Origin of the sequence: Parapedobacter sp. GCM10030251 (genome assembly GCF_042666505.1) — a bacterium.
Taxonomy (GTDB): domain Bacteria; phylum Bacteroidota; class Bacteroidia; order Sphingobacteriales; family Sphingobacteriaceae; genus Parapedobacter.
The window spans coordinates 1,228,284-1,251,955 of record NZ_JBHTDN010000001.1; the positions used below are offsets into that span (position 1 = coordinate 1,228,284).

Here is a 23,672-nt window from a genome sequence, read left to right on the forward strand (position 1 = left end):
TTATATATACATACTTGAGGGTGGTCTGTCAAATTAGCTGACCGATTGTGCGATTCCGGGCAACGTATCTATATAAGCGACTAAAGATGCTCTAAAACAATTAAAACCTGTAAACAAGCAAGTTATTATAAAACCAGCTGCAAAAGTCGAATACTTTTCTGTACGTAAATAGTACCAAACATTGTAAACCCATAACAACTATGATCCGAAAAATCGCAAAGAAATTGGTCAAAAGATATTGGTCATATGAATATCACAACAAGTTCAATGGTAGTGCCGTTAACATATTAAGAAACATTGAATCTATAAAGGGAAAGACCAATCCAAAATTGATTAAACTTTCAAATGAATACGCAAACGATGTTTTCGGCTGGAAAGGATACGGCCCTTGGCTCAGTGTATACAGCGCCGTATGTGGCTCTTTCAAAGAAGGGTGGATACCAGACAATTATTATGGTAGAATTGTAGTCCCTACACTGAAAGGTGATTATGGAAAGGTTGCAAACTTAAAATCATTCAATAGTAAAATATTTAAACGAGACGTTTTCCCCGACCTTGCATACTATGCAAACGGATTATTTTTTTCAGCAGATTATGAAATTATTTCACCAGAGAAGATCAAGGAAATCGTTTTTAAACATTCAAATCGGATTGTTTTTAAATCAGATAATTCAGCGCAGGGCCGCGGGATTTCTTTTCTTGAAAAATCAAGCTTTGATGTCAATAAAGTAAAAATGTTAGGTAACGGCGTTATTCAGGACTACATTAGCCAACACGCCTTTTTTAACGAACTTATGCCTAACTCGGTAGCCACTATGCGCTTTACTACCACAATAGATGACAGTGGCAATTCTGTTGTCAGAGCGTGTTACTTAAGAGTAGGGCGCAGTGCAGATACGCATGTCAAGTCTGATTCCCATATCATGATTCCAATTAATTTAAGGACCGGAGAATTGTATGAACAGGGATTTACGCCAAAATGGACGACCACAGACCGGCATCCTGATACCGGAATTTTATTTGAAAGAAAAACGATTCCGAATTTCACTAAATGCCTTTCAACAGCATTAGAGCTTCATAAATTGATACCTCAGGCGCGATGTATCGGATGGGATATGATTGTCGACGAAAACAATGATGTTAAAATTATGGAATGGAATGGAAATCATAATGGCATAAAATTCTCAGAAGCAACCCAGGGCCCTTGTTTCTCAGATATGCATTGGGAAACACTTTGGAGAGAGCAGAGATCGCTAATTGATTAAGTCACTTACCAGTACTTGAACTAATAAACAACCATCAGCCCGTCATCCATATCGATGTAATTGTAGAATTTTGACGACAAGAAAAAGTATTGTTTATGGGTTTACAGACAACTTCAATACCTTAATCTTATTTTTGGCCATCCAATCGGTAAAGATCCTAATGAAAGGGTTATTTATCTTATGTATCGGATACGGTATTTGTTTTTGAACTAAAATTAAACGTTAATGTCGACATTCAGTTTATTGCTATCACGAGTCATTCCACTGAGCTGGGAAAAGCGCCTACGTGAAATACGGGATAGTAAATTAAGAAGATTGAAAATCGAAAAGCTCCCGGAGGCAATTTATGCTCCGGACTTAACTTATTACAAAATATCGCTGTGTATTACTTGTATGAACAGGCTGTACCAGCTAGAAAAGACCTTATTGCAAAACATCCATGACAATATCGACTATCCCAATTTGGAGATTTGCTTAGTAAACTATAACTCAACAGATAATTTGGATAGTTTTATTCGCGAAAAGTTCAAATCCTATATCGACAAAGGCATTTTGCGCTATATTCACACGACGGAACCCAAAACATTTCATGCGTCTAAAGCAAAGAATCTAGCGCACTACTTCTCGACCGGAGATGTTGTCTGCAACGTAGATGGTGATAATTTCACCGGAAAGGACTTTGCCTTTTATCTGAACTACCTATTTAATACAATCGGCGAAGACTGTATCGTACAATTTAAACGAGATCCGTTGTGGGGAACCGTGGGACGGATTGCGCTAAGCCGGAAGAACTTTCTGAAATTAGGTGGATACTCCGAGGACTTCTACCCTACCGGTTTCCAAGATTATGAATTGAGAGAACGTGCGGTAAGAAGCGGACTTACGTACAAAAAAGTCCAGATTGACAACTTTCTAAATTATATCAGCAACTCCCGGGATGAAAAAATAAAAAATTTAGGAGGTAACGGAAAAGATTGGGACTATTATGATCAGGAGAACAGAAAAATATTCAAAGCAAAAGCCGAGAAAAACATTTTTGTTTCCAATACCGAAATTGACAGGTTAATCGATCTACGGATCAATTTCGAGAATGTAAGCGTTCGGTATAAGCCCTATCAGCCTTAACATGGGCAGCTGTATTATATGTATTTTTTATATTCCAAATGAGCGCAATACGTATTCCAAACTGGGTTGACACCTGTGATCATAAATTCGGTAGCTATTGGGAAATTCCCGGCGACGTCTTTACTCAAATAAACGGCCGGCTTAAAAGGCTGCAAAGTAATGCACCCTCGGTATCTATTGTCATAGCCGCATGGAACGAAGAAGTCAATATTTTGAACTGTATTGATAGCCTTTCCCGTATGGAAACCGTACTACCGCTTGAGATTATCGTTGTAAACAACAATTCTACCGATCATACGGACCTAACGCTAAAGCGACTTGACGTAAGAACCTTCCTCCAGCCCATTCAAGGGCCGGGGCCTGCGAGAGAACTGGGCCAGCAACAATCCCGTGGAAAATACATTCTTTTGGCAGATGCCGATTGCCTATATCCGCCTACTTGGGTAGATGATATGATCGGCGTGTTAAAAAAACCGGAGGTAGTATGTGCTTACGGTCGATATTCCTTTTTGCCCGACGAGAAATATCCGCGCTGGAAATTGTATTTATTCGAGAAAATGAAGGATATGATTGCCGAATTGAGACACTTCAAACGGCCATACCTTAATGCATACGGCATGAGCATGGGGTATATTGCTGCGAATGGGCGCGCTATCGGCTTTGTGGATCACAATATCCGTGGTGAGGACGGCAGAATGTGCTTTGACCTGATGAAGTTTGGAAAAATCAAACAAATGAAGGCTAACCGCTCGCGCGTTTGGACAGCGCCACGGACGCTGCAATCCGAAGGAAGTTTCGCCAAAGTATTATTTAATAGAATCCGCAAAGAGATCAAACGCCTTTTTTCACTGTTCAGACCTTTACCGGAGCATGACACCAAGACTTCGGAAAACTACTGATCTTTTAAATAAGCTAACGTAAGATTTATCATATAAAAACGGTAAAACACCATCCAGAAGCACCGCGGAATGCTCGCGTGAACCTGGTTTGACTCGCTTTCAAAGGCAAGATATGAAAGCCAAAATTAAGAATGCCTATTAACGTTATGAACGATGAAAAGAAAAACTATAAAGAATTTGGTCCAGAGATATTTAACGTATGAATATCACAAATCGCTTAATAATATTGCCTTTGAAACTTTAAAAAGCATTGAATCAATAAAAGGGAAGACTGATGCAAAATCTATAAAACTTTCAAATGAATATGCAAGCGACGTTTTGGGATGGAAAGGATATGCACCCTGGCTTTACGTATACAGCGCTGTAGCCGAGTCCTTTAAAGAAGGGTGGATACCCGACAATTACTACGGTAAAATTGTGGTTCCTGCATTAAAGGGACAATATGGCAAAATTGGCGACCTTAAATCGTTAACAAACAAATTATTTAATAAGCATAGTTTTCCAGACCTTCTCTATTATACCAACGGGCTCTTTTTTACAACCGATTATAGCGCCTTTCCGCTAGAAAAAATCAAAGAATATGTTTTCAGGGATTCAAATAAGGTTGTATTTAAAAAAGACAATTCAGGCCGAGGTTTCGGGATTTCGATCTTTGATGAATCAAATTTTGATGTCAATAAGATAAAGACGCTTGGCGATGGCGTTATTCAGGAGTATATCAAGCAGCATGCTTTTTTCAAAGCGTTTATGCCCAACTCAGTCGCCACAATACGTATTACCACAGCTATAGATGATTATGGCAGTTGCACAGCTAGAGCCTGTTTTCTCCGGTTAGGACGCAGTAAAGACACACATATTAACTCAGAGTCCCGTGTATTGATTCCGGTTAATTTGGAAACGGGAGCATTGCATAATCAAGGTTTTATGCCAAATTGGAACCTGACAGACAGGCATCCAGATACAGGCACTCTGTTTGCAAAAAAACTGATACCGAACTTTGCTAAGTGTATCTCAACTGCTGTAGCCCTTCATAAATCAATGCCGCTTGCCCGATGTATTGGCTGGGATATGATTGTTGATGAAAACGATGACGTTAAAATTATGGAGTGGAATGGAAATCACAACGGTATCAAATTCTCTGAAGCAACCCAAGGTCCTTGTTTCTCGGATTTGGGTTGGGAGAATCTTTGGAGGGTCTCGAATAGACGAAAACGAACCACATAATAAACAACTATGGAAAAGATTCATCTTCTTTGGACTGGTGGATGGGATTCGACATACCGAATTCTGCAATTAGCAAATAAACCTGTTTCGATTCAGCCTTATTACCTTCTCGAATGCACGAGAAAGTCCAAAGATTTCGAATTAAGGGCTATCGATATTATCACAAAGGACATTCGCCAGCACCCAGAAACAAAGTGCGTTATTTCCGAACTGATCTCCATAAAGATAGAGGATATAGTTAAAAATCCGGAAATCACAGATGCGTACAATGAAATATTAAAAACTAACTTCTTTGGTAGCCAATATGATTGGTTAGCAAGGTTTGCGGTAACCGTTAAAAATCTAGAGTTGGCTATACACGAAGACGATAAGGCATCGTCAATTATTAAAAAATACGGTAGCTTGATAAAAAAGCAGGACGAGTTAATCGGCGATTATTACGTGCTAAACCAAGATGTTTCAACTGAAAGTTTAATCAAGGTTTTTGGACATTATCGCTTCCCTATACTGGATGCTAATAAGTTAGCAATGAAGAGGTGGGCCGAAGAAATGAACTATATTGATATTATGAATAAAACGTGGTTTTGTCATCTTCCAAAAAACAACAAACCGTGTGGTATTTGCAATCCGTGTATGTATACGATTGAAGAAGGGCTCGAATATAGGTTCAGCAAAGGGGCACTACGGAGGTACCACGTTGACAAGGCAGCCCGTCCTATAAAGAATACATTCTTTTATAAGGTTGTAAAAAAAATCATCTCATTATAACGCTCAATTAATCCTTTAAATTAAAATATCCACGATCAATCACTTTTCAAGCAGCTCCTTCCCATTAGTTAGTGTAATGAACAAAAAACCAAGAATTTTATTTTTAATACCTGATTTCCCAAGAATATCTGAAACATTTATCGTGAATCAAATGGTATATTTGCTGGACCGGGGCTATGACATCGCGATCCTATCTTGGGGTACGCTGAAACACCCTCCACATCCGAAGGTTATCCAGTACGACCTGCTTGCTAAAACGACCTATGTGAACATACCCGATTCAGCGTTAAAGCGGCTTGCATGTTTTATCAAGACCTGTATACGAAATCCAAGCCGTAACCACATTAGAGCGCTCAATATCTTCAGATTTAAAATTGACGCCTTGAAGCTGAAGGTATTTTACAAACTCCTTGCATTCAATCGTTTAGGATCAGATTTTGACATCGTTCACGCCCATTTCGGCTTTATGAGCGATTTTTTTTTCAAGGGGAAATACCTTGGGTTTTTCGAAAAGAGCAAGCTAATAACAACGTTTCATGGTTACGATATGATGCCGAACGAATTAGCTTTGAATCGCAAACGCTACAAGGAGCTCTTTGCTAACAACACATTAATTACTGTAAACAACGACTTCGGAAAGTCGCTGATTTTAAATATTAATCCGCACTATCGTCGTATAAAGCTTTTGCCGGTAGGTTTAGATACACAATATTACAAGCCTTCTAAGGCAAAAACGATTGCTGAATTCACCAATGTTCTTTTTTGTGGCCGGTTAATCCCACTCAAGGGATGCGATATACTTATTAAAATTGCCCATATTTTAATCAATGACAGGCAGATAAAAAGCCTTAGATTCCATATTGTAGGTAATGGTAAAGAGTTAGGAAACCTTAAAAAGTTAGTAAATAAATACAACTTGGAAAACCATATTACTTTTTCCGGCTTCAAGACTCAGGAACAGATTATACGAATCATGGAAGAATCTGATTTATTTTTATTACCGGGTATCGTAGATGATGATGGAAGAGCTGAAACCCAGGGGCTGGTTATTCAAGAAGCCCAAGCGATGTGTCTTCCGGTAATCGTATCGGATGCCGGAGGAATGAAGTATGGTGTAGAAAACGGGATCAATGGGTTTGTTGTACCAGAACGGGATGAAGAGGGTTTTGCGGATAAAATAGAGCTTTTGGTGCATAACACCGACCTCAGAAAAAAAATGGGCGAAGCTGCCCGAAATTTCGTAGTCGACAATTTCGACTCGAAAGTTCTCGGTGAAAAATTAGAAAAGTATTATTGCGAAGTTTTGGCTGGGTAGTTATAGTAACCCATTTTTAAGTTGACTATAAGCATAATTGCAGGCTCTTGCCGTAAGGGCCATATAGGTTAACGAAGGATTTTGACAAGCAGATGAAGCCATGCAGCTTCCGTCGGTTATAAATACGTTCTTTACATCATGCAATTGGTTGAAACGGTTCACTACCGAGGTTTTAGGGTCACGTCCCATGCGTGCCGTCCCCATCTCATGAACCGTACTCCCGCCTGGCCTATTATAATTAAAAATCTCAATATTTTTGAACCCCGCACTTTCTAACATTTCATGACAGGTCCGTTGTATATCTTGCTGCATTGCACTTTCATTTTCCCTAAAAGAAAAATCGACGTTCACTAAAGGCAAGCCCCACTGGTCTATTTTGGAACGATCTAACGTTATCCTATTGTCCTGGTACGGCAAACATTCTCCCCATCCGGCCATCCACACGGTCCATGGTCCGGGCGACGTCAAATCGTTTTTAAACTTTTTGCCGAAGCCTGGTAGGTACAACATCTTCTCCTGCCAACCGTCTCTTCGCCCGACACCCTGAATCTGGTATCCTCGTAAAAAGTCAAGGTTCCGGCTTTTTTCATCAACCAGATTTCGAAACCGAGGTATTAAGAAACCACAGGGACGTCTACCCTTGTAATATTGGTTTCCAAAGCCTTCATGCATGGCTGACGCTCCGGCAGATGAATGATGGTCCATCAGATTGCGCCCCACCTGGTCACTGTCATTACCCAACCCGTTTGGAAACCGGGGTGACTTAGAATTGAGTAAAATGGCTGCCGTAGGTATAGTTGATGCATTGAGAAATATAATTCGAGCATAAAATTCCATTACTTCGTGGGTAATTGCATCGATGATCCGCACGCCCTTTGCCTTCTCAGTGGCGTTATCATATAAGATTTCCGTTACAATCGAAAAAGGCCGTAAGGTCAGGTTACCGGTGTGCAGCGCTTGGGGAATGGTGGCACTGTTGCTGCTGAAATACCCACCAAATGGGCAGCCGCGTGAGCATAGGTTCCGATAGCGGCAAGGCCCCCTGCCATTCCGTTCACTTGTCAGGTTTGCAACGCGCGCTACGGTGAGCATACGCCCATAGGTCTGTTTGACGCTTTCCTCCAAATGCTGCTCAATACAATTTAATTCCATAGGGGGTAAATAAGGCCCATCTGGCAAATGTGCTATATTATCCTTCCTGCCACTTACCCCTACATAAGATTCTACATAGTCGTACCATGGTTTTAGGTCGTGATAACGAATGGGCCAGTCCACACCAATGCCTTCCTTGACATTTGCCTCAAAATCAAGATCGCTCAGACGGTAACATTGCCTTCCCCAAGTAAGCGAGCGCCCGCCTACCTGGTACCCCCTATACCAATTAAATGGTTTTTCTTGAATGTAAGGATGGTCACTGTCATTTACATAAAATAACTTATTGCTTTGATCATATCCCATGCTTTGTATGGGATTTTCATGGTAATCTTCTATCGGGTTCGCTAAGCGAAGATTAAAATCCCATGGGTGCAGCATAGCCGTTGGGTAGTCGCCATGCTTAACGTCTCTTCCACGTTCCAGCAACAATGTTTTCATCCCTTTCTCGGTTAATTCTTTAGCAGCCCAGCCACCGCTTATCCCCGATCCAATAACGATAGCATCGTAAGTCTGAATTGTATTTATGTAGCTGTTTGAACGCATACAAGAGAACGTTAGTTGTGATTTTCAGAATTTTTTTCCCTTACTTCAAGTGTTGAGTGACAATTTCAACCACATTCTGTGCTATTTTATCCCAACTGAATGACCGTGCGCAGTCTATCCGAGCTTGCGTAGCCGCTTGTGTGTCGCTCCCCAGGCAACTTTCAACACAATGCAAAAACTCTTCTGGCGATGACGCCAGTGACACTACAGAACTAAACACCTGCTCCATTACATTCGTTTTAGTTGCGACAGTAGGCTTTCCCATAGCCAGGTATTCATTGATCTTCAATGGAAAATTCTCTTCGGTGATCGAGTTCTTAATCTGCGGGTTAATACAAACATCAAAATAACGGATGTATGCCGGTGCTAGGCTGCTTTCTATTTTGCCGAGGAAAAATACATTAGGCAGTGTATGTAGCTTGCTATTTGCAAAAGCCTCGTCCTCCGGCCCTACCAATAAAAGGTTCCAAGCAGGCCGTGATTCTGCCAAATACACGAGCAGCGAAATGTCTAATCTAATATCCAGCAAGGCACCTATGTAACCAACAATAGGGCGGTCTCTTAACCTTGCTACGTCTTCCGGAACATCATAGTGGCGTGCAGGATCAAAAAGCGTGATGTCACATCCATTTCCGATGTAAAAACTGTTCGGATTGTACCTTAGCGCCTGTTGTGTAAATCCCGGAGAGTTACAGAGCACCAGATCTGATTTTGCATAAAGATCCGGTTCTAACTTGGTTCCATGTCGTTTCCAATAATCCATGCCAACAATATAATCCCTGTCCAGATAAACACTTAAACGTGGACGTAGCATTTCTTTTAAATAAAAACTTCTGAATATATCCTTGTCATTTATAAAAATAAATTTCCCGAAACCAATTTTATTCAATGCAGCTTGAATCTCACCCCCGAAGATGGAATTGTTCCGTCTATTCAGTAGCCTAAAAATACCCGTGTGTGGAATCCAGTTTATCGACTCAATAATATTCAGCGGTGTCAAAACCCAAAGATTATCATCCGCCTTCTCCAAATTATCCGGCGCTTTATTACTTCGAAGTAAATTTATGTGATCGCTGATATATGGATCATCGCTGCCGAACCATAATGTCCTTCTGTCAATTGGTGGATTTACATACAATACCCGATGCGTTTTGGCCAGTTCTTTCGCAATAGCGGTTGACGTCGAGTCCCTATCAGTGTTTATGCGTTGTAAACTAACGAAAACAAAATCCAGCTTATCCATATTTTTTTAATGCAATAGTATTCAAGTTGGAGCCCGCTAAACCGACAAATTGCTTGATTATCTCTATTTGGTGAACAGGTATAATTAATCGCTCCATTTGTTATGCAATCCTTTCTTATTTATTAAATATAAGACTCTTAATTTCCATTACCCCTTTAAACTTATTTTGAGTATGTTTTGAAATAAACCAAAGCGATAGATAGACGAGGGAACCAATACTGCAACCGACGACCACCAATAATAAATCCGGCCAATTTCCGAAGAAATTTTTAGTTGACCAGCAGGCTGCCGCACTGATAATTGAAAACAGAAGTGGGTATTGAATTTCTGCTAAAAACATGTAGATGGAGACTGGCGATCCCTTAAGACTCCAATGTAACGCCGGAAACAACAACGTATAGTTGACGACGATGTAGGAAACTGCGATGCCCGTTATGCCCCAATTGATGCCAACCAGATATCCCAGCACTGTGACAATCGCACTAATCACCCCCCATATAAAATATCGCTTTGTCTGCCCTGTCGTAATCATTACCAGTCCCGTTGAACCAGCGACAGGTTGTATGAACGAAGCATAGGCCAGTAATTGGAAGATATAAGCCACATCAATCCATGCTTCGCCTAAAACCAACAAAATGACCTCTTCCGAAAATACTGCCAAGTATGCTACCAGGGGCATGGAAAAAAAAGCCAGGATGAAAACATAACGCCTATAAAATTCAGCGTATTTTTTGGGGTCTCGTTGTAACGTACTTAACGCCGGTAAGGCCACGGTAGTCAATGGCCCCCTTAATTGGGTGATGGGGAGCATCAATAGTTGATATGACTTGCTATACAACCCTAAGCCAGTAGCGCCGATAAAACGGCCTATTAGCACATTGTCAGCATTTCTTGAAAAATAGTTTACCAAGTCAAATCCGGTTACGCCAGCCCCGAATCTTACCAAATGGCGAACACGGGCTACATCAAACACGAAATTTGGTCGCCAATTGCAAACGGTCCATAGCTGGATCACGTTCAAAACCGTTTGTGCTATCGTTGCACCAACAATGGCCCAATAGTCAAATCCCATCCAGGCTAAAGCAACACCAATCAAGACACTCGTAGCAGCATTCAGCATCCTAACACTTGACAATTGTTTAAATTTCATCTGCCTTTTCATCAAGGCGTTATGTTGCAATGAAAGACCGCCAAAAGAAATACTGAAAGCAAATGCCAGTGTGATGTTGAACAACCGAGGCTCTCCGTAAAACGACACCATGACGGGCGCAAGCGCGAGTATGATTAATGATATGACGAAACTAAACATAATGTTTAGCCAAAACAAGGTACTGATCTGCTTTTGGGTGACAAACTTATTTTGTATAACTGCAGAAGAAAACCCCAAATCCTTGAATATCACTACAAACCCAGTGATTGCCGTAACCATCGCCACCACACCAAAGCCTTCCGGGCTGACAAGGCGAGCCATGACAGCCGTAGAAATCATTTGGGTTCCAAAAGAGAAAAACTGCGCAAACACAGTATTGACTCCTCCCTTCACCGACCTCTTCTTCAGATTCCCGGTCAGATGGCCAGTTTCAAACCACCGCCTGTATACTTTTCTTGCTTCTGTCACAATAAATCAATCTAATTACTGAATTGCCCAAGCCTTTTGCCCGATTTCAAGAGGGACACACCCCTTGTAAACCTCCGGTATAAAATCATAACTTAACGCCTTTGTTGCCCCAGCCTCCGACGAGCAGTACCCTAAGACCGTCAACCATCTAAACAAAGTGAAAAACGAACGCCCAAGCAACTTATTTCTAATTTTTTGGACCAATCGAGGTCCCACCCATTCGCTTCTTTCAAAATAACGAAGTACCTTCGTACGCTGCGCGACGGAACACTTTAAAAATACCTCTCCAAAATGCCGGATGCTGTATTTGTCAACATCCTCCAACCCCAGCAAAAACGTCCATTGTTCTGTTTTTGGGAGCCCGGATGTAACCATACTAATAATAAAATCAGCCACATTGGCGTCTTTAGCGCCGGGTGTGTCTGTACGTGGAATGATGGTTTCAGTCAATTCGTTAATCAATTGCTTCTTTTTTGCCAACGATCTCAGATCGATGCCACGAACGTGCAAAAGCCACTTTACGGACGTAAAAACAAACACGCCGGTCATCAATAATGCCATGTAGGCGATTGCCTTTTTTCTATCAATCAACATACCCGTTCAATGATCGCCCCTGTTTTCCTTCGACCGCACTACTTCTTCGAGGACGGCATCGACCATCCAGCCTTGCGGGTTGAACTCGCCGCTATGCCAAATCAACTCCGAATCCCAATATCCTTTGCACTTACTGGACCCTTTAATGCCAAAACCGAAACTTACTTCGATGATCAACGGTTTGCCATCGTGGTAGATGAAGTCATAGGCTGCACATTGAAGCCTTAACCGTTTAGTAACATCGAATCCAACACGCAGAACATCCGTTTCGATATCGTCATAAACGAAATGCCCACTTCCGGAAGCCCTGAAGTCACCGCTACGAACCATGCGTTTCATACCATAGGCACGATTTCCAATCACTATCAGCCGAATATCAAAGTCATTGTTCGGGATGTAGTCCTGAAAGTAAACATAGTCCCTATCACGACCGGCTTTTCGGGCAAACGCAGGAGGAGCCACAAACCTGCCTAATCCCTTGATCAGTTCAAGCGGGTTCATTGTTTCTCGAAATCGCCTTGTTCGGTCTTCAAACGCTTGAAATGGATCAAACTGACCAAACCCCTTTCCAAACGCTTGATCGATCAGCCGTATGCATTGCTTATCACTTTTCACAAGCCGGACGTTTGAACTGGCCGCACCTCTGCGTATCTTGAAGACTTTCGGATAGGAAGTATGCCGGGCCCATTGCTTCGCCTCTGCTTCGTCGTAAAAAACGTACGAAGGGACGAGCGGAGCCTCAAAGAGCTCTAACAAATATTTTTGGCCAACCTTATCGTCGAAATGCCAGTTGGTGTAAAAGTTTGGGAAGACCACCTTGCCAGCTTGTTCCAATGCAAAAAGAAGCTGTTTTGCCAACAGCGAGTCTTTGTAGTTATCGTGATAATAGTGCCACATCAAGGCGTCATAATCACGTAACTGGTCGACAATGTCGTTATCGTGGCAGTTTACGACTCCGTAATTTATGCCGAATTGCTCACAGTGTTCGATCCAACGATTCGAAAATGTGCCGGGCGTATGATGTATCGCAATCTTCATTGTACAATTTTTTAATAAGACTTTTCCGATCCCAATTGCTTATGATCATTCTTTTGTTCGTACTCCGTGTGTTTAGTCGCCACCGAAATCGAGTTCGCTTTTTTGGATTTCATCAATGCCAATATCTGATAAAACATAAACCTGGGAATGTTGATAAGGGCGCGATAGATTCCTCGTTCCGCGCCCGATGCATAAAGCGACAGGAAAAACCCCGCAACAAATAACGCAAGCCCGACCAGCCATACCAAGGCCACTACGCTGCCGACCAGCCAATTTATGAGCAGAAACAACACGGATAACATCAAAAAGAAGAACAATGGCGGGCGCAGTAACACCAACCCAAACAAGAACTTATTAGTGCTCCAACCTACCAAACTAGATTTAATCAAACTGAAACCATAGGTAAAGTATTTAAACCACGTGTTGATCCATCGTGATCGTTGGGCAACGAGTTGGGAAGCATGACTCGTCTTCTGATCAAACACAATTGCCCACTCATTGAAACAAATTCGTTCGCCCCGTTTGACAATCTCGTATTGCAACACTTTGTCAAAACCGGCTCCTTCTATCGTCTTTCCCAATAGGCACTCTTTATAAAAATCCACTGTAAACGCCATACCGGAGCCGGCTAATGTAGCCGACGACCCACCATCGAACAATATTTTGCCATCGTAAAAATGGTAATATAAGTCTCGGGCCGCGTCCAAGCGGGCAAATATGCTGTCCATGTTTTTGGCCTTACGGACTCCTTGCACCGCTTTAAATCCCAAGGCGAAAGATCGATCAAGTTCGCTCAAATACGTCGGTTCGACCAGGTTGTCACTGTCGATGATGGTGAGGCGATTGTGAGGCCTCACGAATCGGTCAATGGCATAGAAATGCGATTTCACATTGCCGGCTAGTACTTCTTCGGGCCTAAGCAAAATCACCCGGTTATCGTTGAATCGGAGCGATGACACATCGCATTTATCGGCCACAACATAAATGATGAACTGATCGTGATCTAATCGCAACAGCGAATCCACAACGGCGGGAATCATACTTGTCTGCTCGTAAGCCGTCACAATGACTGCGTAGTCGCCTTGCGAAACAGCAGTTCCTGGTTGGTTGTTCAATTTGTTCCGCCTGATTAGGTATATGCCATATAACAGTAGCGGCCATACTAAGTTAAAGCCAATAACCAGCTGAACACTGTACCAAATCAAGTATAATAATATCTCCAGATCCATAGTTATTTTTTCAATGCTCCAATTGCCTCGTAAATAGCCTCGACGGAATTTTTCCAGGTATGAGACCGTACAAATTCCCTCCGTTGCTCCTGTAGCTCATTGCAATCTTCTTGGAGTGCTAAATCAATGAGATGCACATAGTCTTCGTTGTTTTGTGCCAAATAGGTGACCGACGAAAACATTTCCATGGCATGCGTTTGCAAGGCGACGACAGGCTTGCCCATCGCCAGATATTCGTCTATCTTCCGCGGATAATTGCCTATGGTAAGCGGCGTCAGCACTTGGGGGTTCAAACAGACATCAAACGAATAAATATAGTTGGGCAATTCGCTACCGTCTTTCATTCCCAAAAAAACGACGTTGGGTAAATCATGCAGTTTACTCCGTTTAAACCCTTCATCTTCGGGGCCAACCAATACAATTGTCCACTCAGGCCGTTGTTTGGCAATATAAATCATGGCATCTACGTCCAGCCGACTACTGTGCAATACACCAACGTATCCGATTAGTTTGCCTTTTATTTCTTTCATTTCCGCAGGTGTATTGCCTATGAAATTGGCAAACAACTTATCGTTAAATCCCTGCCCCACATAATGTGAATTTTCGTTGTATTGCTTGCAATAGTTCATCAAGAACATGGAGTTGGCTACGCAAACGTCGCTTTTCTTAATCATAAGCGGTTCAAGCCGACTTCCGTGCTTATTCCAGTAAGGCGCCGCAATAATCAGGTCCCGCGAATAGTAGACGCTAACCCTTGGATTGAGATATTCTTGTAAATAGTGGCATTTGATAATTTCATTATCATTAAATAGAATAAAGTCATCAAATCCTAAGTGTGCCATGCTGCGTTTGATGCTATTCGCAAAGCGTTTATTATTGAACCGATTGACCGCATTGAAAATGGGCACATTGTCTAGCCAATTAATAGATTCCACGATGCAGTCGGGGTACAATGTCCATAGGTTTTCTTTGACCTCCCGAAAACCAGCTTCCTTACCTTTAATCACTCGTAAACGATCTTGTATGGATGGTGTGGTTCTCAACGATATGGACGAATACCTATCGAGCGGCGAATTGACATAGAGCACCTTGTTGTGTTTGCTGAATTCCACAGCGATGTCTTTACAATTGCTTCCCAGCGTTGTATCCCAAGGCTGTTGTCCGACTACGACTATATTTTGATTGACCATGCGTAGCCCTTTCTATCTCTTGTTCGGTTTTGTTGATGTAGCATTGACCTTTATGCCGGCGCTAATGCCTATCAGAAAGGCAATGATTCCCGGAATGATAAAAATTTCAAAAGGCATGTAAGTAACTGTTGTTAGTTTAATGGATTTGCTGCAAGATGCTTTTCCTTTTTTATATCGAGCGCGACGGGTTTATCCCATTTTGAAGCCACAAGAATAATAGCCCAAGACATGTATACAATGATTGACGATGGCGTTCTGTTGATTATTTCATTGCCATAACTGGCAATGAAAATTCCAATCGTGCCCGAAACCAGCGCTACTAGCTTTATCCGCAACACCGGATCCCTTATGTTCCAAATAATCCCGCAACATTTGCCCATGATGTACGCCATGATGATGAACCAAATGACAAGTCCAACAATACCATACATCGCCCAGACCTTGACCCAATAGCTGTCGGGCTCAACAGTCGCTAAATATCCATGCGGATTGAATTCTTGTCCGTTTGCGCCAATCGTTCCCAATCCACCTCCAAATGGTCTTGAACTTAGGTAGCTACGTAGCTCCTCTTGCGTATTTAAACGAACCTGAAACGAAGCATCATGTTCGGGATTAACGGCCGTCCGCAGTCGCCGAATATGATAGTTGCCATGACCGATCATCGTAAACTTCAAGAAGAGGACCATACCGAAAAGAACAATCGCTCCTCCCAACAATAACTTGAATTGCTTGGTCAGGAATAAGCCGATTGGAACGCCTGCGAAAACAAAAAGAGCACCTCTAGTTCCCGAAATCAACATCCCATACATCAACACGGCACCGATCAATACCAATACGATCCTTTTCCACTGTTTCAGTGGAGCAGCTGCCAATACAAAACATATCAGCGCGATATGCGCTTGCGATGCACCAAACCCGGCAGCGTCAGAAAAAAATGAGAACACCCTTATCTTACCAAAAAGCATATGCGTTGGTGAATTAACCAAAAACCGCATTTCACCCGGAAACGGACCGTAATGAAGTTGCTTTATGCCGTTCAGTGCCGCTAGTAGTGAAATGGAAATGATGATCTTTAGGAATATATCTAAATGCCGCCTTTCCGTAAACAAAATCATAGTGAGAGGGATAACGAGCAGCAGGTTCAACGCGGTATTACGCACTTCGTGAACCCACCCCATCATACTTGGGGCCGTAGGGTTAACGATCTCAAAAACACTGATCACAAACCAAACAATCACCAACGCCACGACATCGCTTTTGGCGTTTGCCCAATTACTTTTTGCTTTGTTTAAAAAAGCGGCCAACCACGTTAAACAAAGTAGTATTTCCAATCCAATACCAAGTTGTATCGTTAGCCGGAGTTCCCTGGTAATCATCGTGACTACAAAGCAAAATACCAATGTGACAAAAAGGCCTAAAACAGGGTTCCGGAATAATACGATGCAAAAAACAACGCCGATGCTCGCCAAGATAAGCGCTATGGGCGCGAAAATCCCAATCTCACTAGTGGTGTAGGCTAGGGCGACACTAATTACGATAAGTATAGCCGGGAATAGCCCCCTCATTAGCGTGGAGTTACCGGCAGTAACCAACCTTTTCATGTGATGTCAACCTTGTTATTTATCATACTTGACAGAAAGCCGTTACCTAACAAATCTCTTTTTCAGTAAGATCAATTTCCGACATTACTAAGTCGCTTAATATTGACCTTATTCAGCACCCAGCCTAAAAAGCCCTTATGTCGCTGGATATATTGAACCAAATCCTGTGCGTTTTCAGAAATCTGGTCGCCCGCTTCAAACACACCGACGCATAAATCCGAAAACATTAACCATTCTTTCGCTTGATTAACACGTTGAAAACTGTCGATATCGATCACAATAAAATCAAACGTATCCTTCAACGTACGAAATCCGGTCTGAAGCGTGTGGCTGTCCTGCAGTTCAAACAACGAAGCGTTCTCTCTGTTGCGTGTCAAAACCGTTATGAGGTCTTCGACCTGGATCTCTCGCTTAACGAGAAACGTCTCAAACTCCTGCTTTCCTTTTTCGACCCCGTTGCGTGCGGTGGACGGTGTTTCTATCAGACCGCTTAAATCGTCCCCGATAAGCAAGACCTTTTTACCCGTTAGCGCAAACGCGTACGCAAGGCTACCGGCTAGAAATGATTTTCCGGCGCCCGGTTTCAAGCTGGTAATCCCGAGAATTTTATCATTATTGGCCAATGAACGCCTACTGATGTCAAATCTAAGGGACCGAATCAAGTCCTTATATAGACCGAGTTGTGGATTTTCGGTGGCATCTTTCCAGATATTCCGGATATTCCACTGGTTGAGATTGATTTTATTTAAACTTCCCAGTACCGTACCCTTTGTCGCAGACATCAATTGTTCCGAATCGTTTATCCGACGATTAAACAAAAATAACACCGTGAGTGCTGCGAGACACATCATCAGGCTTGCGAACCCGGACAGCCCCGTATAGATCAGTTTTTTTGAAGGTGTAGGAGGCCCCGGCAAGCCGTATTCAACCACATTTAGCCGTAAGCCCGCTTCTGAAGCGAATCCTGCTTGATTATACCGGTTTAGCATCTCCATGTACTCACTTGTCGCCAACTCCGCATCGCGCTCAAGACTTTGCAACCCGGCATCCATGGGAACCATGGCATTGTAACGTCTCCGTGCCGCTGCCAGCTCTGATTCGATAGCAGTAATACTGCTTCGCAACGATGACAAATTCAATTGCATTTGCTGAAGGCTTTCCTGGAGCGATCGATTCGACGTAAGCGGCAGGGATCCGGTCTGGCCGCCGGAACCCGCCACCAATTTTCTCCTTTCTTGCTGCAACGAATCAACGCGTCGTTTCTCTGCGGCGCCAAAGTTACTTTCGATATACTTCCGATTGGCCGCCTCCAATTCGCCATCCAGCAAAATCACCTCGTTATTCAGTGCCGAGCGGTTGGAATAAGCGGGAGAGTTTAGCTGATTCGTTAAATTCCTTATCGCACCCTGCGCGGCTTCTACTTCAACAAGCTTCTGCGCCCGGCTACTTTCCAGGCTGGTTATTTGCTGGTACAACATACCGGTATGTGAGCTAGCGTCTAAAATGCCACTGGTTGAGCGATAATCCCTTAATTGATCATTTTTTGCTTGCATCGCCTGTTCTTTTTGCTTCAACAGCGAATCTAAAAAAGCAACGGCCCTTCCATCGTCGACCCTGGTAACCGTATGATAGTATTGGATGAACTCATTAGCCAGGGTGTTGACCGCATAAGCCGATAACTCAGGGTGCTCGGAATAAAAATCGATTCCCAGAAAATCGCTGTCTCCGTACCGATTGATATCCAAACTGTTCAAAATGGCTTCGTTCGTATAGCCCAGGGCTTCAATCGCCTTTGAAAGCGCAGGAGAAGCCTCCAGTTCCTTCGGGGATGCTGTGTTTTGTGCGATTTTAGACTTTAATTCATTAATCAGGGCTTCCTTCTCCCCTGCTGTTAATGTGCGCAAGGAATCGTTATACTTTCTAAATGCGTGCTGCTCGTCTTCCAGGTCGTGGAGGGTAAGCCGGTAAGAAACGGCATCCAGTACCCGCTTCATTCGAATCATTCCCAACATATTTGAATATAACTGCCGAGGCACCTGCCCCGCCGTACCTAGGCGAGACAGCTCTGAAATATTGGTCGAAAGCAACGTTCGCGAGGCATAACTGTCCGGCATGTCCCTTACAAAATAGTACGTAACCGCAATGGAAAATACCGGTAATAATATGAGTAACCACCAATATCTTGAAATGTACTTCAGTAACCTTTTAAAATCGATCATGACGTTAACCTTTATTAATATTTTCCAGCTTGATACCAACCAACACTTCCAGACCGTCTTTGGCGATTAGGTAATTGACCTCCGCTTGCATGACAGCAGAATGCGCACTCGATAGCTCCGATCTCGCAGCGGTGTAGGTTTCCAGCTCGACCTCCCCTTGTTCAAACTGGCGTTGTATGCGATCAAACATAATCTTGCTGTCCTGTGCATATTGGGTTCGGACTTTGAGCTCGCTGATCGATTGCATATAACTATAATACGCAGTCTTCACATTGTTTTCCAGTTCGGCCTCATATTGTTCGCTTTCCAATTGCGCAACGTGATAGCTCCGCTTCGCTTGCCTTACGTTAATAGGTTTCCGAATCAGCCCGGCCAGATTCACCCCTACGGAAAACTGATAGCCATTGATTAAATACGGATTGATTTCGTTGACTGCAGGCGCATTTCTGGGGCGATAAATATACGATCCGTTAAATACATCCAAGTACGTTAGCTTGGAACTTTGGAAGTCCGTCCGGGATAATGCTTCTTGCTCTTGAAGGATCTTCATTCTCGGGTAGTTTTGCTTAGCTAACGCAATTAACGTATCCAGATATCGGTAATCCAATTCTCTGATGAGCGATTCCTGGCCGCGCACACCTTTTGCCGAAAATGCAACAACCACGATAAACATTATGGCAATTTTGCCCATACCTATTTTGCCTAAGACCATTCGACTATTATTTTTAAAACTAGTGGGATGTAATACAGTTTCCATTTCAGAAGAACAAAACCGTTGATAAAATCTATTCATTTCAGATGTATTTCAAACAGGCAAACAAAAGTATTTCTAATGCCAGAATAAGTAATGGCCAATCCGCATATTTATTCGATATTGTAGTTTAAAAACTACAGGAATTTATTAGCTTTGTAGCTGTTAATCTACCGTTATTATTTTGATGCTGAAAACAATAGGTTCATTAAAGTTAGGATGGTATGATTATAAACAACACCCTGTTAATCACTTGTCTATGTTTATTAGGGATTTTGTCCTGCTATAACAGGAGTATCGAACAGCAAGGTCAGGCCGAGTTAGTGGGCACCACACCGCTGACAGCCGCCACTCAACCGAACAAAGCCAATCAGATTCGATTCAAAGACATGTTGGGCATAAATGCCTTCGAATGGAACTTCGGCAGTCAACGGATCCCGATAGAGCCTGAGCAAGCTTACTTTTTCAAGCCTTTTTCCAGTTTCCGGCACTATTTGGATTGGCGGCAAATCGAGGAGAACAAGGGTAAATATGGATATAATCCTACGTCGAGGGGAGGGTGGAAATACGATGAAATATACCAGTGGTGTAAAGAACAAGACATTACCGTACTGGCTTGTATTAAGACTATTCCGGCTTGGCTTTTAGAGACCTATCCCCCTGAAAAAAGGGACATCGAAAATGTACCTGCACCTTACGGAGCCGATCTGAGTGATCCGGCGTCTTACATCGATCATGCTAAACTGGGATTTCAGTTCGCTGCGAGATATGGCGCCAACAAAAACGTTGATCCAGCCCTCGTCCATGTCAACCCGAAACCTCATTACGATCCCAATCAAGTAAAAATAGGTCTCGGTCTCGTTAAATACGTTGAGTGCAACAACGAACCGGACAGGTGGTGGAAGCCCACTAAAGTTGCCCAGCAAACGGGTTCTGAATACGCGGCGAATATGTCAGCTTTTTACGACGGACACAAAGGCACGTTGGGTCCTGGTGTGGGGGTTAAAAATGCGGATCCTAATATGCAGGTAGTTATGGGCGGTATTGCCGCTAAGCCGGATTTTATCAAAGAAATGATTGACTGGTGTGAAAAACACCGCGGGCGCAAAGCAGATGGCAGCATCGACCTTTGTTTCGATGTGCTAAATTACCACCATTATTCCAATAACCGGCAGGCCACGCGCGACCGAAAAGAACAACGGGGGGTTGCCCCGGAAATCTCTCCATCACCTGAAGTAGCTCATCAATTCTTAAAGTTTGTGATTAACGATTTACCGGGTATGGAAGTATGGAATACGGAGGTCGGTTATGACGTTAACGAACACAGCATTCAACGTGCGATCCCCATAAAGGAAAAATCTGCCCTCCAAACCCAGGCTGACTGGAATCTGCGCACAGCGCTTATGTATGCCAGACTCGGCGTCGACCGGTTGTTTTTTTACATGTTGCACGATGTGGATGCACGGAGCACGATACAATACGCATCTTCGGGCTTCGTAGATAAGCAAAATAAACCGTATACAAGCAAGCCGACTTGGGACTTCCTTCTACAAGCCAATAAGCTGATCGGCGAATATTTCTATCAAAAAACATTGAATACCGACCCGATTGTCGACTTATATACCCTGGATGACAAAAGCATATATGTGCTCACCGTTCCCGACGAGCGTGGCCGCGAAGAGAAATTTGAACTTGCCGTGGGAAACCGCAAACAGGTTCGGATTCACGAATTGGTAGCCGGCGCCAAGGAAATGAAAACCAGCACGAAAGATGTGGCAAACGGTAAAATTACAGTCAATGTAACGGAAACTCCCATCTTTGTGGAAGTACTATAGCGAATACCGTATTCGTCGGTATAATGCAGCCGTCGCCACCCAATAATCCCGGAGCGGAATAATCAAATTTCGGGGAAATAAAATTGTATGGACAACCAATATAACCCATGCAAGCGGCTGATCGACGCTGGCGGATATCAATATGCTTGCGGGGAAGAACGTTTGATAATAGTCAATCATCAACACCTGTGTGTGCTTGTTCTCCGGTGAGATTACGATGATGGGAACATTCGCATAACGCCGATATCGTATGATCACCAACACTACATATAAAACCAACGATAACCAGGCGGCACCCAAGTTTAGGTGTGAAAGCATACCAGTAAACGCAACCAACTCGACGCAAAATAATCCAATGGCGAAAGGTTTGAATTTTTCGGGACGTATTCCGGCTGCAAAGGTCTTAATCTGTGTCTTGATGTCGTTTTCACGATCGAGGAATTGATGCCACAAGATGCCCCGGCACCCAAACGACATCGACCACACGCCCACCCACGCAAACCAATGATAGTCTACTTCTACGCCCATTGCATAACTGATACCTGAAACCATGAGCAACGAAGGGAAGAAATGTGCCCCACTTGCGTCACAGATGACACCCAAAATTCCTCTTTTTTTAAAACGAAACGGCGGTACCGAGTACAACGTGAACGCCAGCCAAGCGCATGCGTACAGGCCAACGGTGAGTCGATCGGGCCATACCCAATAGCAAACGGCCGTGCCAGCCGCGAAACATCCCGCTACAATCGCTGTCCGCGACCAAGGAGAGAGATTAGCCACGCGATTGCGTTTACCGACTGCCTGGTCTTCCTGGATATCCGTCAAGTCATTGATAATGCTTACATAAATAGCGCCGATGGCTAATGAAAGCAGAAAAAAAAGGTAATACGGAGAAAGCGCGTACAGTCGGCCTCCCGACAAAAACGTTGTCGCATAGGCGATAGACAGTAACGGCGGCAACTTGAATCCCCACCATTCCGAAGCACGTATCAGCTTGCTTAAACCACTTATCCCCTTGTTATTTTTCCTAGCCGGCATAGTCTTGTCCTCCATTAATTTTTTGAGACGGCTACGGGCTGGCCAATGATCCGCAACCTCCGTTTTATATTCGGATAATGGTGTTCGAAGGCGGTTTTAGTCAATTTGCATAAGGATATCATGCTATGTATGGCGCTTAGCGAGAAAGCCTCCATAAACAGGCGACGGGCCTTCGCGATTTTGCCTTCTCTGATTAGCACATGTTTACCCAGCTCTACCAGGCCTTCAACATATTGCCGTTCTAGCAGCTTTTTTTCATTTGTATCCAGCTTATCTCGATACTGATCCAATAGCGTTTTGGTATCGTCTATTAAAAGCAATTTGACTACCTCTATTCGTTGCCGACCGTCGAATACATTTTGACCATCGATATCCTTATACCACAATTTCTCCAATGTGAATGCCGCACGGGTGGGCTTGGTCATTATCATATCCAAATACATCCCCCAATCGTCGCCGATGTTCAGGCGGTGGTTCCATCCGCTAACCATTGATGATCTTTTTATCAAGGCTGACGACGAAGGCGATGGGCACGCTTGCAAGTACAATCTACGGAGGTCACGAGCGTTCAATGTCACAAACCCTTTCTCGTCACCCCTATAAAAAGGCTTTAAATAGCGATACCCCGAAAAGAAATCCTCCCAATCGTCGGCGGCCCCTTTGGATCGCTGATGCCAATTTGTAAAGACAAAGTCCACATCAAATTGGTTTAGCGCCTGCACACATTTTTCCAAAAAGTCGGGCGCCCATTTATCGTCGGAATCTAGCGAAGCGATCAACTCACCTTTCGCAAACTTCAACCCTGTGTTCCGTGCAGCGGCCTGGCCTGCGTTTTTTTGATAGACATAGGTAATACCGTCTACCTGAGTAAGCAAATCCCGGGTTTGATCGACGGAACCGTCGTCTACCACAATGAGCTGGACTAGCGGGTAGGTTTGTCCCATCACGCTTTCCACCGCGTTCATCACTTTGCTTGCGCGATTGTATGTAGGAATAATGACGGAAACCAGAGGCGACTGCAT

19 protein-coding genes are annotated in these 23,672 nt (G+C 43.3%); 7 read left to right on the top strand and 12 right to left on the bottom strand.

Translation table 11 applies throughout. The annotated features are described in order from the left end of the window. The first annotated feature begins 200 nt into the window (after positions 1 to 200). From ACFQRK_RS05395 to ACFQRK_RS05420, 6 genes are all read left to right on the top strand, one after another. Positions 201 to 1,265: a sugar-transfer associated ATP-grasp domain-containing protein gene (locus tag ACFQRK_RS05395; RefSeq protein ID WP_379004413.1), complete on the top strand. Its 1,065-nt coding sequence runs from the start codon at positions 201 to 203 to the stop codon at positions 1,263 to 1,265. 225 nt (positions 1,266 to 1,490) lie between these two features. Continuing rightward, the gene (locus ACFQRK_RS05400; RefSeq protein WP_379004415.1) at positions 1,491 to 2,390 is read left to right on the top strand and encodes a glycosyltransferase family A protein; all 900 of its coding nucleotides are present in this window, start codon (positions 1,491 to 1,493) and stop codon (positions 2,388 to 2,390) included. A 38-nt stretch (positions 2,391 to 2,428) separates the two neighbouring features. Further along, positions 2,429 to 3,289, top strand: coding sequence for a glycosyltransferase family 2 protein (locus ACFQRK_RS05405; RefSeq protein WP_379004417.1), 861 nt, complete (start codon positions 2,429 to 2,431; stop codon positions 3,287 to 3,289). A 153-nt stretch (positions 3,290 to 3,442) separates the two neighbouring features. Continuing rightward, the gene (locus ACFQRK_RS05410; protein ID WP_379004419.1) at positions 3,443 to 4,513 is read left to right on the top strand and encodes a sugar-transfer associated ATP-grasp domain-containing protein; all 1,071 of its coding nucleotides are present in this window, start codon (positions 3,443 to 3,445) and stop codon (positions 4,511 to 4,513) included. A 9-nt stretch (positions 4,514 to 4,522) separates the two neighbouring features. Continuing rightward, on the top strand, positions 4,523 to 5,281 hold the full coding sequence (locus ACFQRK_RS05415; protein ID WP_379004421.1) for a hypothetical protein: 759 nt from the start codon (positions 4,523 to 4,525) through the stop codon (positions 5,279 to 5,281). Between the two features lie 76 nt (positions 5,282 to 5,357). Continuing rightward, positions 5,358 to 6,596, top strand: coding sequence for a glycosyltransferase (locus tag ACFQRK_RS05420; RefSeq protein ID WP_379004422.1), 1,239 nt, complete (start codon positions 5,358 to 5,360; stop codon positions 6,594 to 6,596). On the opposite strand, the gene ACFQRK_RS05425 is transcribed toward ACFQRK_RS05420, so the two are convergent. From ACFQRK_RS05425 to ACFQRK_RS05470, 10 genes are all read right to left on the bottom strand, one after another. Then, positions 6,597 to 8,294: a GMC oxidoreductase gene (locus ACFQRK_RS05425; RefSeq protein WP_379004424.1), complete on the bottom strand. Its 1,698-nt coding sequence runs from the start codon at positions 8,292 to 8,294 to the stop codon at positions 6,597 to 6,599. Between the two features lie 40 nt (positions 8,295 to 8,334). Then, the gene (locus ACFQRK_RS05430) at positions 8,335 to 9,537 is read right to left on the bottom strand and encodes a glycosyltransferase (RefSeq protein ID WP_379004426.1); all 1,203 of its coding nucleotides are present in this window, start codon (positions 9,535 to 9,537) and stop codon (positions 8,335 to 8,337) included. 115 nt (positions 9,538 to 9,652) lie between these two features. Further along, positions 9,653 to 11,155 carry a lipopolysaccharide biosynthesis protein gene (locus tag ACFQRK_RS05435; protein WP_379004427.1) on the bottom strand — a complete coding sequence of 501 codons (1,503 nt, stop codon included), beginning with the start codon at positions 11,153 to 11,155 and terminating at the stop codon, positions 9,653 to 9,655. Between the two features lie 15 nt (positions 11,156 to 11,170). Beyond that, positions 11,171 to 11,749, bottom strand: a complete 579-nt coding sequence (locus ACFQRK_RS05440; RefSeq protein WP_379004429.1) for a gluconate 2-dehydrogenase subunit 3 family protein — start codon at positions 11,747 to 11,749, stop codon at positions 11,171 to 11,173. Between the two features lie 6 nt (positions 11,750 to 11,755). Then, complete coding sequence (locus tag ACFQRK_RS05445; protein WP_379004431.1) at positions 11,756 to 12,787, bottom strand: RimK family alpha-L-glutamate ligase; 1,032 nt, start codon at positions 12,785 to 12,787, stop codon at positions 11,756 to 11,758. Positions 12,788 to 12,798: 11 nt separating this feature from the next. Continuing rightward, the gene (locus tag ACFQRK_RS05450) at positions 12,799 to 13,902 is read right to left on the bottom strand and encodes a glycosyltransferase (RefSeq protein WP_379004433.1); all 1,104 of its coding nucleotides are present in this window, start codon (positions 13,900 to 13,902) and stop codon (positions 12,799 to 12,801) included. 116 nt (positions 13,903 to 14,018) lie between these two features. Then, entirely contained in the window at positions 14,019 to 15,206 is a 1,188-nt protein-coding gene (locus ACFQRK_RS05455; RefSeq protein ID WP_379004435.1) for a glycosyltransferase, read from the bottom strand. A 131-nt stretch (positions 15,207 to 15,337) separates the two neighbouring features. Further along, positions 15,338 to 16,537: an O-antigen ligase family protein gene (locus ACFQRK_RS05460; RefSeq protein WP_379004437.1), complete on the bottom strand. Its 1,200-nt coding sequence runs from the start codon at positions 16,535 to 16,537 to the stop codon at positions 15,338 to 15,340. Positions 16,538 to 16,878: 341 nt separating this feature from the next. After that, positions 16,879 to 19,026 (bottom strand): exopolysaccharide transport family protein, encoded by a 2,148-nt coding sequence (locus ACFQRK_RS05465; protein WP_379004438.1) that lies wholly within the window; start codon positions 19,024 to 19,026, stop codon positions 16,879 to 16,881. Positions 19,027 to 19,030: 4 nt separating this feature from the next. Further along, on the bottom strand, positions 19,031 to 19,738 hold the full coding sequence (locus ACFQRK_RS05470) for a TolC family protein (RefSeq protein WP_379004440.1): 708 nt from the start codon (positions 19,736 to 19,738) through the stop codon (positions 19,031 to 19,033). 263 nt (positions 19,739 to 20,001) lie between these two features. Here ACFQRK_RS05470 and ACFQRK_RS05475 point away from each other — a divergent pair, with 263 nt between their 5' ends. After that, positions 20,002 to 21,612 carry a hypothetical protein gene (locus tag ACFQRK_RS05475; protein WP_379004442.1) on the top strand — a complete coding sequence of 537 codons (1,611 nt, stop codon included), beginning with the start codon at positions 20,002 to 20,004 and terminating at the stop codon, positions 21,610 to 21,612. On the opposite strand, the gene ACFQRK_RS05480 is transcribed toward ACFQRK_RS05475, so the two are convergent. Next, positions 21,607 to 22,665: a UbiA family prenyltransferase gene (locus ACFQRK_RS05480; RefSeq protein ID WP_379004445.1), complete on the bottom strand. Its 1,059-nt coding sequence runs from the start codon at positions 22,663 to 22,665 to the stop codon at positions 21,607 to 21,609. The genes ACFQRK_RS05475 and ACFQRK_RS05480 overlap by 6 nt on opposite strands. Further along, entirely contained in the window at positions 22,665 to 23,672 is a 1,008-nt protein-coding gene (locus ACFQRK_RS05485; RefSeq protein WP_379004446.1) for a glycosyltransferase family 2 protein, read from the bottom strand. The genes ACFQRK_RS05480 and ACFQRK_RS05485 overlap by 1 nt, the downstream gene beginning before the upstream one ends.